Raw genomic sequence first — 15,143 nt, forward strand, 5'->3', positions numbered from 1 at the left:
GCCGATTGTTTCACTGACGCCTGCTGTTGCAGGCGTTGATATTTACGGTACCTATCAGACAACCACATGAACCTACTCAAATCCTTGGCTGCTGTCAGCTCGATGACGATGTTTTCGCGGGTGTTGGGCTTTGCCCGCGATGCGATCGTCGCGCGCGTGTTCGGGGCCGGCATGGCAACGGACGCCTTCTTCGTGGCGTTCAAACTTCCTAACCTGCTGCGTCGTATCTTTGCCGAAGGCGCATTTTCGCAGGCTTTCGTGCCGATCCTGGCGGAATATAAGAGCCAGCAGGGCGAGGAAGCGACGCGCACCTTTATCGCCTATGTCTCCGGGCTGTTGACGTTGGTGCTGGCGGTGGTGACGGTGCTGGGGATGCTGGCCGCGCCCTGGGTGATCTATATCACTGCGCCGGGCTTTACCGATACGCCCGACAAGTTTGCGCTGACGTCGGCGCTGCTGCGCATTACCTTCCCCTATATTCTATTGATTTCGCTGGCCTCGCTGGTGGGGGCGATCCTCAATACCTGGAACCGTTTCTCGATCCCGGCCTTTGCGCCAACGCTGCTTAACGTCAGCATGATTGGCTTCGCGCTGTTCGCCGCGCCGTATTTCCACCCGCCGGTGCTGGCGCTGGCGTGGGCGGTGGTGGTCGGCGGCGTGCTGCAACTGGGCTATCAGCTGCCGCACCTGCGCAAGATCGGCATGCTGGTGCTGCCGCGCATCAAATTGGGCGACGCCGGGGTCTGGCGGGTGATGCGCCAGATGGGGCCGGCGATCCTTGGGGTGTCGGTCAGCCAAATCTCGCTGATCATCAACACGATCTTCGCATCGTTCCTGGTGTCCGGCTCGGTGTCCTGGATGTACTATGCCGACCGCCTGATGGAGTTTCCTTCCGGCGTGCTGGGCGTGGCATTGGGCACCATCCTGCTGCCGTCGCTGGCCAAAAGCTTCTCGAGCGGCAACCACGACGAATATTCGCGCCTGATGGATTGGGGGCTGCGCCTGTGCTTTCTGCTGGCGCTGCCGAGCGCCATCGCGCTGGGTATTTTGGCCAAACCGTTGACCGTCTCGCTGTTCCAGTACGGCAAGTTCAGCGCCTTTGACGCGGCGATGACGCAACGCGCGCTGGTGGCTTACTCGGTGGGGCTGATGGGGCTTATCGTGGTTAAGGTGCTGGCGCCGGGCTTTTATTCGCGCCAGGACATCAAAACGCCGGTCAAGATCGCCATCATTACGCTGATCATGACGCAGGTGATGAACCTGGCGTTTATCGGTCCGCTGAAGCATGCCGGCCTGGCGCTGTCGATCGGTTTGGCGGCCTGCCTGAACGCCGCGCTGCTGTATTGGCAGCTGCGCAAGCAGAAAATCTTCCAGCCACAGCCGGGTTGGGCGCTGTTCCTCACCAAGCTGGTCATCGCGGTGCTGGTGATGTCGGCGGTATTGATTGGCGCGATGTGGCTGATGCCGGCCTGGGATCAGGGCAACATGCTGGAGCGTTTGCTGCGCCTGGCGGCGGTGGTGGTGGCCGGTGTGGTAGCCTACTTCGGCGTGCTGGCCGGGTTGGGTTTCCGCCCGCGTGATTTCGCGCGCCGGGTCGTCTGAGCCGAGTGAAAGCGTAAAAAAAAGGTCGCCACGGCGACCTTTTTGCTTTTCCGCGCGGCGCGGTTTACATGCGCTCGACGGTTTCGATGCCCAGCGTATCCAGGCCGGTTTTCAGCGTTTTGGCGGTCAGCAGCGCCAGCTTCAGGCGGCTCTGACGGGCTTCTTCGCTGTCGGCGTTGAGGATCTGGCAGTGCTCGTAGAAGCCGGAGAACAAGCCGGCCAGATCGTACAGGTAGCTGCACATGACGTGCGGCGTGCCTTCACGCGCGACGGCGGTGAGCACCTCTTCGAACTGCAGCAGGCGAGTGGCCAGCGCAATTTCACGCTCTTCGGTCAGGGTCAGCGGCAGCGTCAGGCTGCTTTCGTCAATTCCGGCGCGTTTGAATACCGAGGCCACACGGGTATAGGCGTATTGCATATAAGGCGCGGTATTGCCTTCGAAGGCCAGCATGTTATCCCAGTCGAAAACATAGTCGGTGGTGCGGCTTTTCGACAGATCGGCGTATTTCACCGCGCCGATACCGACCACGCGAGCGATGGCCTTCATTTCGTCTTCCGGCATGTCCGGATTTTTGCCGGCGATCAGCTGTTCGGCGCGTTCGATGGCTTCATCCAGCAGATCGGAGAGCTTCACGGTGCCGCCTGAGCGGGTTTTGAACGGCTTGCCGTCTTTGCCCAGCATCATGCCGAACATGTGATGTTCCAGCGAGACGGACTCCGGCACATAACCGGCTTTGCGCACGATGGTCCAGGCCTGCATCAGGTGCTGATGCTGGCGGGAATCGATGTAATACAGCACGCGATTGGCACCCAGGGTCTCGTAGCGATACTTGGCGCAGGCGATATCGGTGGTGGTGTAGAGGTAGCCGCCATCCTTTTTCTGGATGATGACGCCCATCGGGTCGCCGTCCTTGTTCTGGTATTCGTCGAGGAACACCACGGTGGCGCCTTCGCTTTCCACCGCCAGCCCTTTGGCTTTCAGATCGGCGACGATGCCCGGCAGCATCGCGTTATACAGGCTTTCGCCCATCACGTCGTCTTCGGTCAGCGTGACGTTCAGGCGGTTATAGGTCAGCTGGTTTTGCGCCATGGTGATGTCGACCAGCTTGCGCCACATTTTCAGGCAGTATTGATCGCCGCCCTGCAGCTTCACGACGTAAGCGCGTGCGCGCTCGGCGAACTCGGCGTTTTCATCGTAATGCTTCTTGGCTTCGCGGTAGAACTGCTCGAGATCGGACAAGCCCATATCGCTGGCGTTTTCATTCTGCATTTTTTCCAGGTAGGCAATCAGCATGCCGAACTGGGTGCCCCAGTCGCCGACGTGGTTGGCGCGGATCACTTTATGGCCCAGAAACTCCTGAGTACGCGCGGCGGCGTCGCCGATGATGGTGGAGCGCAGGTGGCCGACGTGCATTTCTTTCGCCACGTTCGGCGCGGAATAGTCGATAACGATGGTTTGCGGTTCAACCGGCGCAATGCCCAATTTCGGTGCGTTCAGCACCTGGTCGGCCTGGCGGGCGACCCAGTCGCTGTTCAGGAAGATATTGATAAAGCCGGGGCCGGCGATTTCCACTTTACTGGCGACGTCGCCGAGATCCAGCAGTTGCACCACTTTTTCCGCCAGCTGACGGGGCGGCATGCCCAGCTTTTTGGCGACTGACATCACGCCGTTGGCCTGGTAATCACCAAACTGCGCCTTGGCGGATGGGCGGACCTGCGCTTCGCAATCGGCTGGCGCGCCAGCGGCGATCAGCGCCTGGCTGACTTTATCTGAAAGAAGAACCTGAATATTCACCGGGTTACCTTAATGACGAACGAGGGGCCGAAACCAGCCCCCGAGGGATTCAACGGTGGTGGCCAACGGCGCGCGGGCGGCGGCGACCTCCACAAAACAGCCTGCAATTGTAACCGATCTGAGGGAGCCCGTCAGCAGTTGGCGCGACCGCAGCGATGAAACAGTTGCGGAGGCGCGCGTTATTGCCGTGGGGGTAAAAGATGGACAGCCGAGAGAAGATATACGGTGGAAAAAATGAGGGGCTAGCGTTTTTTATTGCGGCGACCGGAATCCAGCGTATTGGTGCTGCGAGATTTAAAATGACGGTAGATGGCGTATACGGCGATAATTATCAACACCAAGGATATCGTCAGCAATAACATAATGTTCATCTCTAATTTAAATTTCCTCCAAAGTAGCCGAGTTGAGTGGGTGAATCAATTGCCCGGCATTAAATTAAGATAATCCTTACTTTTTCATCGTTTTTTGTACGGAATTCTCTTTGTTTACAATTGGTTAAGCTTCTGGCTTTGTGTGATTTATATAAGTGGGCGAGGTTTGATTAAGCGAAAAAAATCAATCGACTTAGCCCGCAGGTAGAGGAGGGCTTTGTGCAAAATAACTTAAATCTTACTGTCATAAGGAAATGATATGATGGTCTGCGAAAAATCCTATTTTTACTTGGTTGCCGAATTAATGAGCTGCCATCTTAATAAGCGCTGGTTTTTTCGTCCTCCATCCAGAACCGAAAATTATGCTGTACTGCCGCTGAAAAAGCTCGCCACTCTGGCGAGCGCCGTCGCCACCGTGTAAATTACGGCGTTTAACTTTGCGCTCGTTGTTTTGAGGTTTCTATGACCAATCCCTTGCAGGCCATTGCCGAGCTTGACGATCTGAGGCTCGACCTGCCGCGTTTCGAGCAGGCGTTGCAACAATTCGCCGCCAGACTGCAGCTTGACCTGTCCTCGTTTACCGCCGATCACATTTCCCTGCGCTGTCACCAGAACGCTACCGCCGAACGCTGGCGCCAGGGATTGATGCAGTGCGGGACACTATTGTCCGAATCGATGATCAACGGGCGGCCTATCTGCCTGTTTGATTTACAGCAGCCGCTGGCCGTGGGGCCGTGGCGGATAGATTGCGTCGAGCTGCCGTATCCCGGGGAGAAACGGTATCCGCATGAAGGGTGGGAACATGTCGAGCTAGTGCTGAGCGGCGATCCGCAGACGTTGCACGCCCGCGCGTTGAGCCATCTTGCTGATGAAGCGTTGCTGGCGCCGGGGATCAAACTGAAGCAAAGCTCGCCAAAAGGCGAGGGCGAGCGGTTGCCGAACCCGACGCTGGCCATCACCGATGGAACGGTCACGATCAAGTTTCATCCTTACTCCATTCGGGACATTGTCGCCAGCGAGCAAGGCTAGTCGAACAGCGTGGCGCAGGCCCGCGCCATGCGATCGAGCGCTTCATCGAGCAGCGCCCGCCGGCAACCGAAGTTCAGTCGTACAAAGCGCCGATCGCCGAAATCCAAACCGGCGCTTAATCCAACGCCCGCGCGTTCGAAGAACTGATGCGGATTGTCTACCGGCAATGCGCCGCAGTCGATCCAGGCCAAATAGGTGGCTTCAATCGGCAACAACTTCAATCCCGGCATGGCGTTGATGCGCTCTGTCACCCGATCGCGATTGGCGCGCAGATAAATCAACTGCTCGTCCAGCCAGGGTTGCCCGTATTGATAGGCCGCTTGGGCAGCAACCAGCGCCAGCAGATTGACCTCCGGCACGATGCCGCTGCGCGCGCGTTTCAGCTTTTGTCGCAGCGCCTCATTAGGGACGATCGCCATCGAGGCGCCCAGCCCGGCGAGATTAAACGCCTTTGACGGCGACATCAGCGTCACGCTGCGCTGGGCCGCGTCTTCGTTCAGAGTGGCGAAAGGAATATGCCGTGCGCCGGGTTCAAGCAGCAATTCGCAGTGGACTTCATCCGAACAGACGATTAAATCGTGCTCGCGGGCGAACTGATGGTGCTGCGACAGCTCTTCTCGACGATAAACGGTGCCACCGGGATTTTGCGGGTTGCACAGCAGCAGGAGCTTCTCATTGCCGCTGAGCTGCCCATGCAGCGCGGAAAAATCCAGCACCCAACGTTGGCCTGTTGCCGCCAGCGGTACCGAGAGGTGCTTGCGCCCGGCGAATTTGGCCGCTTTGCGAAATGGCGGATAAATGGGGCTGGGCGCGAGCGTGCTCTGATGTTGTTCGGTGAAGGCGCGTACGCACAGGTTCAAGCCGCACACCAGGCCGGGCAGGAAAAGGATCCATTCAGGCTTGATGTGCCAGCGGTAGCGCTCTACCATGCGGCGGGTAAAAACCTCAAGAAGATCGGGGGATGGGTGCGTGTAGCCGAACACGCCGTGCGCCACGCGCCGCTGCAAGGCTTCGATGACCGCCGGCGGGGAGGCGAAGTCGCTGTCGGCGACCCACAGCGGAATGATGTCGCGGTCGCGATATTTATCCCACTTAACGCTGTCACTGTGACTGCGGTCTACCCATTGATCAAAATTGAATGCCATAGTTACAACCCTGAGCCGGTTTATGCCTAAGCATGAGCCTACGTGAGAAATGAAGAAATGAACAATTGCCGCCGTATGTTGGCCGTTATCTGGGGGTGACAATGATAAAACTGGAAGTTTGTTGCTTTAGCGTCGACTGCGCGCTAACGGCCGAACGGGCGGGCGCCGATCGTATCGAGTTATGCGCCAGCCAGAGCGAGGGCGGATTGACGCCGAGTTATGGCACGCTGCGTTTGGCGCGGGAACGGGTTTCGATTCCGGTTCATCCGATCGTACGCCCTCGCGGTGGTGATTTCTGTTATGGCGCGGTGGATTTCGAAGTGATCAAGCAGGATATCCGCCAGATCCGCGAGTTGGGATTCCCCGGCGTGGTCGTCGGCATGCTGGACGAAGAAGGGCATATCGATCTGCCGCGCATGCGCGAGGTAATGACGTTGTGCGAGGGGATGGCCGTCACTTTCCATCGCGCATTCGACATGTGCCAAAACCCGATGGTGGCGCTGGAGCAACTGACCGACCTGGGCGTGGCGCGCATTCTGACTTCCGGTCAACAGCAGAGCGCGGAACTGGGCCTGCCGCTGCTGCGTGATTTGCGTCAGGCCAGCCAGGGCCCGGTGATCATGGCGGGCGCTGGCGTGCGTCTGAGCAATTTGCACAAGTTTGTCGATATCGGCCTGGATGAATTGCACAGCTCTTCCGGCCATCTGGTGCCATCGACCATGCGTTACCGCAAGGCGGGGGTCACCATGTGTTCCGATAATGAGTTTGATGAATTTAGCCATTATTGCGTGGATGGCGAAATGGTGGAGGCGATGAAAAACGCGCTGGCCTTGGTTGACCCCTTGGCGCAAAGCGCATAAACACGCAGCTAACCGCGTTTGATAACCGGTTTCCGGGCCGTAAGACCCCTTTGCGTGTCGCTGAGCCTTCGGCGATCACGCAAGTACCAGGCCCCGGCGTTTTGCCGGGGCTTTTTTTATTTCACACTGATGCCAGACGGTAGTTCGCGCATTACGTAAAGAGTCTATACGATTTGTTTATGAATTGATTAGGTTAATTCATCATGTACCGTGCATTACGAAATATGACTCTGCTTCATTTCGTGTATGTTCTCATACGGCGTTCGGAAAACGCATTGTAAGGGAAATATTTGCGCCGTGATGATAATCCGCGCTGCTTTGGTCTCGTGAAACTTGAATTCGCCTGCGGTGTCGGTGGAAGGGTGATGTTTTCGAATACGGGCCAGGAACTCATCGAAATACTCAAGATTATCTGTATTCAAGACGGCATTGGTTCATTCGTAAAATCAATTGTTAATATTAATTGCGGTGTCAGCTAAATGGTTTTATGGGCGATGAAGAGATGTTCGTCTCAGACTGAACCAGGGCTGATTCGTAAGGGTATAGATATTTCACGGGCTTTTTCCCCCAGATAAACGTACTCATCACCACAACCATCGATGAAGTGTTCTGTCAGGTGCGTTCGGAGTATGAAAAGCCCATAATATTAAGTAAACATTAATTTTCCTGTATAAAGTATATAGAAGCGTATATCAGCATTAGAATCTGTTTATCTGTGAATTCAATCCAATAAATTAGTCAATAAACCCAATGAGCTTGCTATTTTTAGAAAAAACATCTGATAGATTCCATAGGCACACCTATAGCCGAATGAAAACTTCATGTTGCAGGTTTATGTGGGTTTGGCGTTTTACATAATTTTGATTGCGTGCAAAATAATTGCTAAAAACCATCGTTTGCGCTTGTGTTTTTTCATTGGGGTAATTAGATTTTGAATAAACGCGCCGGGCGTTCGAGGCATTAAAATTAATAAGTGCTTCCTCACTCAGTATTGGGTAAGTCAAAAATAGTATTTCTGAAATCTTTGTAGCTCCATATAAAACCGGCGACAAGATGAACGCCTCCCGGGACGGGAAGGCGATACATTGCTTTCTGCGATAAGTTGGGTTTCTGAATCTGGTAAATTTGTGCAAATATGGATATCTAAACATGCTTTCCAACTCTCTTTCTATCGAATCACTGCATATGCAGTTTAAAACCCTGCGCCAGCAGCTGGCGACAGGACAATTTAGCCCGCTGGAGGCATTTTTCGACGATGCCGCTGCTGAGTGGCTGGATACCCCGCGTCGCGCCTATGGTTACGGCTGGTATATGACGCGCTTTATCGAGGGGCCGTTGTCGTTGCCGTTGCCGTTGCCGGATATGCTGGCTCAGTTGCAGGCATGGTGCGAGAGTTCGCCGGCGTCATATCATGCGCACCTGCTCTACGGCCAAGCCTGGGAGTGTGCGGCCGAAAAGATACGTACGACATATTGTGCAGACTATGTGGAGCAGGCCCAATGGGCTGGCGCGCAGATGGCGCGCGACCACGGGCTGGCGGCCTACCTACGGGCCATCGCCCTGCATCCAAGACCGGCCATGGCACTGCATCGCATGATGCGTTTGTGCGCCTATCTGGGAGAGCCGAGATGGCTTCTCGACCTCGCGCAAGGCTTGGTTCCGATTGGCCATGCCGCGTTTCAGGCGCAATGGCATCCAAAAACCTGGGAAGATGGCCTGGCACTGTTCAGAGAGTATGGTGACGGCCTGGCGGACATTCCAGAAGCGCTTCCGCCAGGCTTGCCGCCGCGTGCGCCGGGGGAACTGGAGGACGGCAAGACTTACTGGCTTCGCCTTGCGCTGGCGGCTCGCCCCGGCGACAGCGATGTGTTGGGAGATTATCTGTACTTTCTCTACCCGCGTTGGGGGGGAAGCCATGCCGAAATGGACGCCTTTATCGAAGGTCCTGTCTGCGCCAGTTTGAGCGAGCGGGAGCGCGACGAGTTGCGTTTCGACCAGGCGTTAGACTATCTCGGCTCCCGGGCGTACCCGGATACAGACGACACCGAGCGTCTCAACGCATTCGCCGAGGAGTTCGAGCGCTGCATACAACTTGATCTTTCGCCGTTGAGCCGGGGGCGAGCGCTGTGTAAGTATGCTGATTTTCATTGCTCGCTGGCTCGCAGCGAAGATGGCGGTGAGGTGTCTTGGGATCGAGCCCGGCTGCAACGTGCCTACGACCTGCTCACCGAGGCCATGGCATCCGTTCCCGCCGCAGTTGACCTCACCGAGGCGGCCTACCCGAACACGCTGTATATCCTGCAGGCCTGCCTATGGTTCAACCGCATGCCCGATACTCAGGACCTTTTGAGGCAAGTCCTGGATCGTGCCGTTCGCTGGGGCAACGACTGCGAGGCCCAACTGCTCGCCGCCATCGGCAGTCGGTTCGGGCTTTTCGGTATCGAGCCGGGTGCTTATGACCATACCGAGCTTATCGATCGGGCGTTGGCGTCAACAGAGTCGATGATCAACATCACCCAACTCGGCTCTAATCTTTGGGATTATGTTCCTCAAGAAGCCGTGATGTTCCTGTGGCAGGAGTGTATCGCGCGTGGTAATGGCGATGGTTACATGGGCATGAGCGAGCTGTATGCCGGCAAGATAGACCCTGCATTCACTCCCATCGACGAAGCACTCTCATTCCAGTGGTTGCGTCAGGCCGCCGAGGCGGGGCATCACATCGCCCGCTGCAATCTGGTGTATAAGCTTACCGCCGATGACCAACCATTGAACGCTGCGCAGTATGCGCAGTGCAAAGAATGGATTGAAGATGTCTGGGAGAACTCTGCGCGGGGCTCCCGGCTTGAATCTGCGGCGGCGGTGAACCTTGCCAGGTTGATGATGTATGGCGATATCGAAGAGGATCGCCGTGCTAGTCTGGATAAGGTCCTTGCCTGGATGTGGGCTGAAGACGATGAGCACGACCAGCGTGTAGCTGCGCACAGCTATGCAATTGCTTTTTTGGAGGGCAGGGGCTGTGCACCGAATCGATACCTGGCGAAAATCTGGATTGATCGCGCCTTGGCGATTTCTCCCGATGATGAGCGCTATCTCAGCCTGGCGGACAATATCTATCGGCGCGGCACTTTCCTCGGCGCCTGGCGGGCTGCACTCGATTTTCGCAGGGATCGTGGGCGCATCGATGACCGTGTACGTCATTTGACCTTCGGCAGAGGAGAGCTTGATTTTGCCTGATAAGTCCCTGGGGAATGGCGCAGATAGCTCGCCGTCGCTTACCAAATCGCTTGAATTGACACATTGGCGAGAGCGCTTGCGCGTTTGGTGTTGGTTGGCCATCGGATATGTAGCCATTGCTGGACTGGCGCTGCTTCCCATCCTGGCTTTGCTGGGATTGGCCCTGTACGTGTTCCCATGGTTGCAAGGGGCTGCAATGGCGCTATTGATCTTGGTGGTCATTTTCTATGGCATCGCGTTCTTTCGGGCGCTGCAGCGGCCCGCTGAATATGGCTTAGAAGAAGCGCTGGCGCTGCGAAAACAGGATGCTCCTGGGTTGTATGCCCTGATAGATTCGGTTCGCGATTGTATTGGCGGCCCGAAGCTGAGCAGGGTAATCCTGTCCAAACGATTGAACGCGAGTATCTCGCAGCGCGCGTCTTTTCCTTGGTTAGGTAAGACTCAGCAGACGATGGAAATCGGGCTGCCTCTGTTGTGTCTGCTGCCTGTCGGGCAGGTCGGCGCGATCATCGCTCATGAGTTCGGCCATCTGATGGGAAAACATGGATTGCTCAATAAGCGCATTCAAGACTTGCGTCAGCTACTGATCCGACTTGAGGAAAATCTTGCTGAGTTCGGCGAGTCTTCATCGCTCTATTGGCGTTGGTTTCATCGAGTTTCCTGTTCTTGCCTGCATCTATTTCTGCGTTGGTATGTTCCTCGCCTCGACGCCAGGTCATTCGCCGTCCAGCGGGCAGGCGAGTATGTGGCCGATCAGGTGGCTACCCGTTGGCGTGGCGGGCGGACCATCATTCAGGCGCTATATTCGCTGGAGTTAGCCGGATGCTATCTGCACCAGGAATTTTGGCCTCTTCTATGGGCCGAAGCCAGATACTCGTCCATGCCATGCGGAGCCCCTTTTTCTCAACTCACCTCGGGGAAAGGCATCGGCGACTTGGGGCCGGAACAGGCCACGGAATGGATTTATCACGCCTTGCGTGCGCCCACCGGCGAGGAAGATACGCATCCGTCGTTGCACGATCGAGTGTCCCGACTGGGCGCAAATACTAGAACCTTGAGAGGCTGCTCTCTTATTGGTGGCGTTCCTCATCAGTTGTTTTCCGAGCCATTCCTACAGGATGCGGCGGCGAAGATGGATGCGCAATGGTTGAAGAATGCGGAGCCGGACTGGGCACACCACCACCAAGACTGGAAAGAAACTGTTGCTGCGTATGAATCCCTGCGCTTACGGGCCACAACCCAGCGCTTGTCGGCCAGGGACTGGCTGGCCATGTCGGACAAGAGCAGACGGTTGGGTGCTCACTCTTGGGTGGAAGAGTTGCAACAGGCGCATGCGCTGGCGCCCGACAATCCCGATGTGCTCTATGCTATCGGCCTGGCGCGTCAGGAACAGGGCCGGCTTGAGGTGGCCGCTGAATATCTGCAGCAGGCGATTGAGCAGGATCCGATGGAAACGCTGCGCTGCTCGCGCGCGTTGACGCGCCTGAGCCTGGCGCGTGGCGACATGCTGACCGCAGCACGGCATCGCCTGCGCGCCGATGCCGCCGCCAGGCTCCAGAAGGACATCGACACGGAGTTTGGCACGGTTTATGAAGGCGATGATCTCGCGCACCATGGGCTGCCCTTGTACCGCATTCGTCAGGTAGAACGGGATCTGAGAGCCATTTCCCACTACGCCGAGCAGAAATGGCTGGTCAAAAAGCAGTCGCGTATCGACGGTGGATTCAGCCGGTATGTACTCGTCGTGGTGACCGGAGTCCGGGGGTGGCGGTATGTGTTGGATCGCCTGCTGATGCGTGGTGGTCGCCGACAGGAAATCTGCCAAAGAATGGCTGCCAACCTCAGCCCGAACCTGCCAACGGTGCCTCTTTGGCATTTTTGCACGGCAGAGACTCCACTCGCCCAAAGGTTGGCAAAGAGTGAAATGCTTCCTTTGAAGTAGTTGCCTCTGATCTAAGCGGGTACGAGACGCGAAAGTCGTCACTCGGAGGAAGCAGAAGCAGCCAGGCTTCCATTCGAGACTGTAGCCCTTGTCTGGTTGTGAATCTCGGCGGTGTGACGTGGTTGCGCTTTGGGTTTATGACCGTGAGATTCCAGTGAAAGTAATTGCAATAGCACTGTTGTGTGGATTCTGCGCTCTTAAAAGTACATCGAAGATGGCGTGTCGGCGTCCTGATATGCGTTACCGCGTCTCATGACCGTTCAGTGCAACCGATAACGCAGGTGCCCGGCGATGCAAGCGTGTTCGCAACCTTGAGCATATCTTAAGAGCGGAAGTTTTTTTGTGTCTTGCAAAGACCCCCTGCCGGTTTCAACGACGTTTTGCAGCCGAACAGGCCCCATCTCTTCTTGCGCTCGTCATGCCCTGCTGATAAGTTTGTGAGTTAAAATCCTTTAAATATCATAATATTAAATGATTTTTTTTGTATGTATTGATGCGGTGAATTATTGGCGTCATGCCTCTCAACGCTGCGTCTGCGTTTTCATGTCCGAACACAGCCTGGCTGATGGCCGGAACATCACAGCACCAATGAGGAGAGCCGTCGGCGCAGCCACAGAGCACGTCGACGGCGGACTTTACAAGGAGATAACGATAATGACCCGAACGGCACACTGTTTGACCGCTGCGCTTTTGCTGACCTTGGCCCTGACCGGCTGCCAGACCACCAAGCGGCCTGTTTCTACCTTAAGTAAGCCCCCCAGCGCAGAAGAAATTGCGGAGCAAGACAAACGGCAACGTGAGGCCGAACGCATGCAGCAGTGCCAGCGCGAGCTGGATGCCATGCGCGGCATGGATAACGAAAAATACCAAAAATTCAAACGCGAATTCGATACCTTGATGGGCGGCGCCGCGCAATATGCCGGGGTACGCCAACGGGTCAACACGGGAACGCAGGAAACCGTTGACGCCCTGTATCGTTATCGCACCAGCCGTCTGTGCGCAGACATCAGTTCTGCCATGATGACCGGTCTGGCTGAGCGTGGAGAGCGCACCCAATGACCCCGCGTGCGAGAAAGGCGTTACTGAGCCTGATGATACCGTTGGCGTTTGCGCCGGCGGTGGCCGCTGCGGATGACGATGTGCCGGCGTTATTGCAGTTTGCCGAGCGCTACCAGCGGCAGGATGCACCGGCAGCGGAGGCTGATGCCGCCGTCACGCAACCCCAGGCTCCCCAGAAGTCGGCATCCCGGCCGGTTCAAACGCGTGAGGCGACGGCGCAGAAGAAGCAGCTGGCGCAGTGGCAAAAGGCGCTGCGCGAGAAAGATGCCCGACTGGAGCAACAGCAGGCTTCCATTCAATCACTGCAGCGGGAACTGACCGCGTTGCGCGTTGCGTCCTCCCTGGCGGCTGCCGATAAACCGGTGCCGGCGCCCGATCTGAGCGCGTTGAGCGACTTTGCCAGCGGCGTGCGGCAGGCGCTCAACCTGACGCCGCAAGAGCGTAAGGTTCAGGCACAAATCGCCGAGGCGCAAGCGGCGTTAGCGCGGCAAAAACAGCAAACCGAGGAGCGAGATCGGCGCATCGCCTTGCTGGAGCAACGGCTGGCGGCATTGCCAAAACAGGGCGATAACGCGCGGCAACAGATCTGGCAGGAGAAACTGGCGGCGGCGCAGGCCGCCAACGATAAAGCGCGCCAGCGTTATGAGCAGGACAAAAAAGCGGCCGCCGCTGAACTGGAACAGCAGAAGGCTGAAGCCGCCAAGGCGCTCGGGGCGCTGCAACAGCAGCTGGCGCAGTTGCAAAAAGAGCAGGAAAGCAAACGGCAGCAGGGTGGGCAACAGGAGAAAAGCCTGAAGACGGCGCTGGAGCAGCAAAAGACCGAGGCCGCCAAAGCGACAGAGGAACTTCAGCAGCAGCTGGCAACGCTGCAAAAAGAGCGTGAAAGCCAACGCCAGCAGGCCGAGCAGCAAGAGAAAAAACTGAAGATGGCGCTGGAGCAGCAAAAGACCGCGGCCGCCAAAGCGACGGGGGAACTTCAGCAGCAGCTGGCAGCGCTGCAAAAAGAGCGTGAAAGCCAACGCCAACAGGCCGGGCAGCAAGAGAAAAACCTGAAGATGGCGCTGGAGCAGCAAAAGACCGAGGCCGCTAAAGCGACGGGCGAGCTTCAGCAGCAGCTGGCAGCGCTGCAAAAAGAGCGTGATGACCAACGCCAACAGGCCGAACAACAAGAGAAAAGCCTGCAGGCGGCGTTGGCAAAGCAGGCGATAGACGCCGCCAAAGCGACGGGCGAGCTTCAGCGGCAGTTGGCAACGCTGCAGGAAAAAAACAAAACGCAAACCGAGCAGGCTAAGGCGCTGGAACAGCGTCTGGCGGCGCTGACGGCGGAAAGCGCGCAGGCAGTGCAGCAACGGGATACCGCGTCGCAACAGGCTGATAAAGCGGCGATGGAGCTGGCGGCCGCGCATCAGGCGCAGCAAGCCTTGCGTGAGGAACTGGACGGGCTGAGAGCGCGGGCCAAATGGCTGCCGGATAGGCAAGCGCTGAAGAAAAAACCGGAGCAACAGAGCTACGCCGCCGGTGTCGCTTTGGGGCGCGATATTCAAACGATGCTGGCGGAGCGTAAAAATTGGGGCATCACACCTGATAAAACCGTGCTGCTGGCGGGCGTGATCGATACCTTCAACGGCCATTACCAGTTGAGCGATGCGCAGTTGACCAGCGCACTGGAGGAGTCGGAAAAAGCGGTGAACGAGGCTAGAAGCCAGGCTGCGAAGACGCAGACCAGCAAGGGTGAGGCGTTCGTCGCCGAGTTTAAAAAGAAGAAGGGCACGCGGAAGTCGCCTTCCGGTTTCTGGTATCGCATCGATTATGCGGGTGATGAAGCCATTACGGAAAACGCGCGGGTGGATATCGTGGTGAAAGAAAGTTTAACCGACGGTCGCGTGATTCAGGATATGGATCGCAGTGGGAAGGTGATGTCCCAGCCGCTCTCCGCTTATCCGCCGCTGTTCCGTGAGGCGATCGGGCATCTGAAAAATCACGGTTCGCTGACGATGGTGGTGCCGCCGGCGTTGGCGTACGGTGAAACAGGGTATGCGCCGCAGATCCCACCGAACGCGACGATGGTGTATGAGCTGCGGATTGTCGATGTCAGCAACGGCTAAA

General features: G+C 57.0%; 11 protein-coding genes. 9 read left to right on the forward strand and 2 right to left on the reverse strand.

Annotated elements, in window-relative coordinates; all coding sequences use genetic code 11:
• Positions 1-66 precede the first annotated feature (66 nt).
• Positions 67-1,602, forward strand: coding sequence for a murein biosynthesis integral membrane protein MurJ (murJ, locus tag IMX17_RS04000; protein ID WP_182264307.1), 1,536 nt, complete (start codon positions 67-69; stop codon positions 1,600-1,602).
• Positions 1,603-1,666: 64 nt separating this feature from the next.
• Here murJ and argS read toward each other — a convergent pair whose 3' ends face one another.
• Entirely contained in the window at positions 1,667-3,397 is a 1,731-nt protein-coding gene (argS, locus tag IMX17_RS04005) for an arginine--tRNA ligase (RefSeq protein ID WP_182264308.1), read from the reverse strand.
• Between the two features lie 200 nt (positions 3,398-3,597).
• On the opposite strand from argS, the gene IMX17_RS04010 reads away from it, so the two are divergent.
• The 3 genes from IMX17_RS04010 to IMX17_RS04020 all read left to right on the forward strand — a co-directional run bounded on the left by IMX17_RS04010 (position 3,598) and on the right by IMX17_RS04020 (position 4,797).
• Positions 3,598-3,756, forward strand: coding sequence for a hypothetical protein (locus IMX17_RS04010; RefSeq protein ID WP_182264309.1), 159 nt, complete (start codon positions 3,598-3,600; stop codon positions 3,754-3,756).
• 271 nt (positions 3,757-4,027) lie between these two features.
• Positions 4,028-4,189, forward strand: a complete 162-nt coding sequence (locus IMX17_RS04015) for a hypothetical protein (RefSeq protein WP_161796296.1) — start codon at positions 4,028-4,030, stop codon at positions 4,187-4,189.
• A gap of 41 nt (positions 4,190-4,230) precedes the next feature.
• Positions 4,231-4,797, forward strand: a complete 567-nt coding sequence (locus tag IMX17_RS04020; RefSeq protein WP_033643364.1) for a VOC family protein — start codon at positions 4,231-4,233, stop codon at positions 4,795-4,797.
• Here the strand turns inward: IMX17_RS04020 and IMX17_RS04025 are convergent.
• Positions 4,794-5,942, reverse strand: a complete 1,149-nt coding sequence (locus tag IMX17_RS04025; protein WP_182264310.1) for a MalY/PatB family protein — start codon at positions 5,940-5,942, stop codon at positions 4,794-4,796. The genes IMX17_RS04020 and IMX17_RS04025 overlap by 4 nt on opposite strands.
• A 101-nt stretch (positions 5,943-6,043) precedes the next feature.
• Between IMX17_RS04025 and cutC the strand changes: the two genes are divergently transcribed.
• The 5 genes from cutC (at position 6,044) to IMX17_RS04050 (ending at position 15,142) form a co-directional block, all read left to right on the forward strand.
• Positions 6,044-6,802, forward strand: a complete 759-nt coding sequence (cutC, locus tag IMX17_RS04030) for a copper homeostasis protein CutC (RefSeq protein WP_182264311.1) — start codon at positions 6,044-6,046, stop codon at positions 6,800-6,802.
• A 1,149-nt stretch (positions 6,803-7,951) separates the two neighbouring features.
• Positions 7,952-10,036, forward strand: coding sequence for a DUF4034 domain-containing protein (locus IMX17_RS04035; protein ID WP_182264312.1), 2,085 nt, complete (start codon positions 7,952-7,954; stop codon positions 10,034-10,036).
• Positions 10,029-11,978, forward strand: a complete 1,950-nt coding sequence (locus IMX17_RS04040) for a M48 family metallopeptidase (RefSeq protein ID WP_182264313.1) — start codon at positions 10,029-10,031, stop codon at positions 11,976-11,978. Before IMX17_RS04035 ends, IMX17_RS04040 begins: the two co-directional genes overlap by 8 nt.
• 654 nt (positions 11,979-12,632) lie before the next feature.
• Positions 12,633-13,037 (forward strand): hypothetical protein, encoded by a 405-nt coding sequence (locus tag IMX17_RS04045; protein WP_046896678.1) that lies wholly within the window; start codon positions 12,633-12,635, stop codon positions 13,035-13,037.
• On the forward strand, positions 13,034-15,142 hold the full coding sequence (locus IMX17_RS04050; protein WP_227414455.1) for an FKBP-type peptidyl-prolyl cis-trans isomerase N-terminal domain-containing protein: 2,109 nt from the start codon (positions 13,034-13,036) through the stop codon (positions 15,140-15,142). Before IMX17_RS04045 ends, IMX17_RS04050 begins: the two co-directional genes overlap by 4 nt.
• Position 15,143 lies beyond the last annotated feature (1 nt).

The sequence above is a fragment of the Serratia sp. X3 genome (assembly GCF_014982455.1).
Classification (GTDB): domain Bacteria; phylum Pseudomonadota; class Gammaproteobacteria; order Enterobacterales; family Enterobacteriaceae; genus Serratia; species Serratia ureilytica.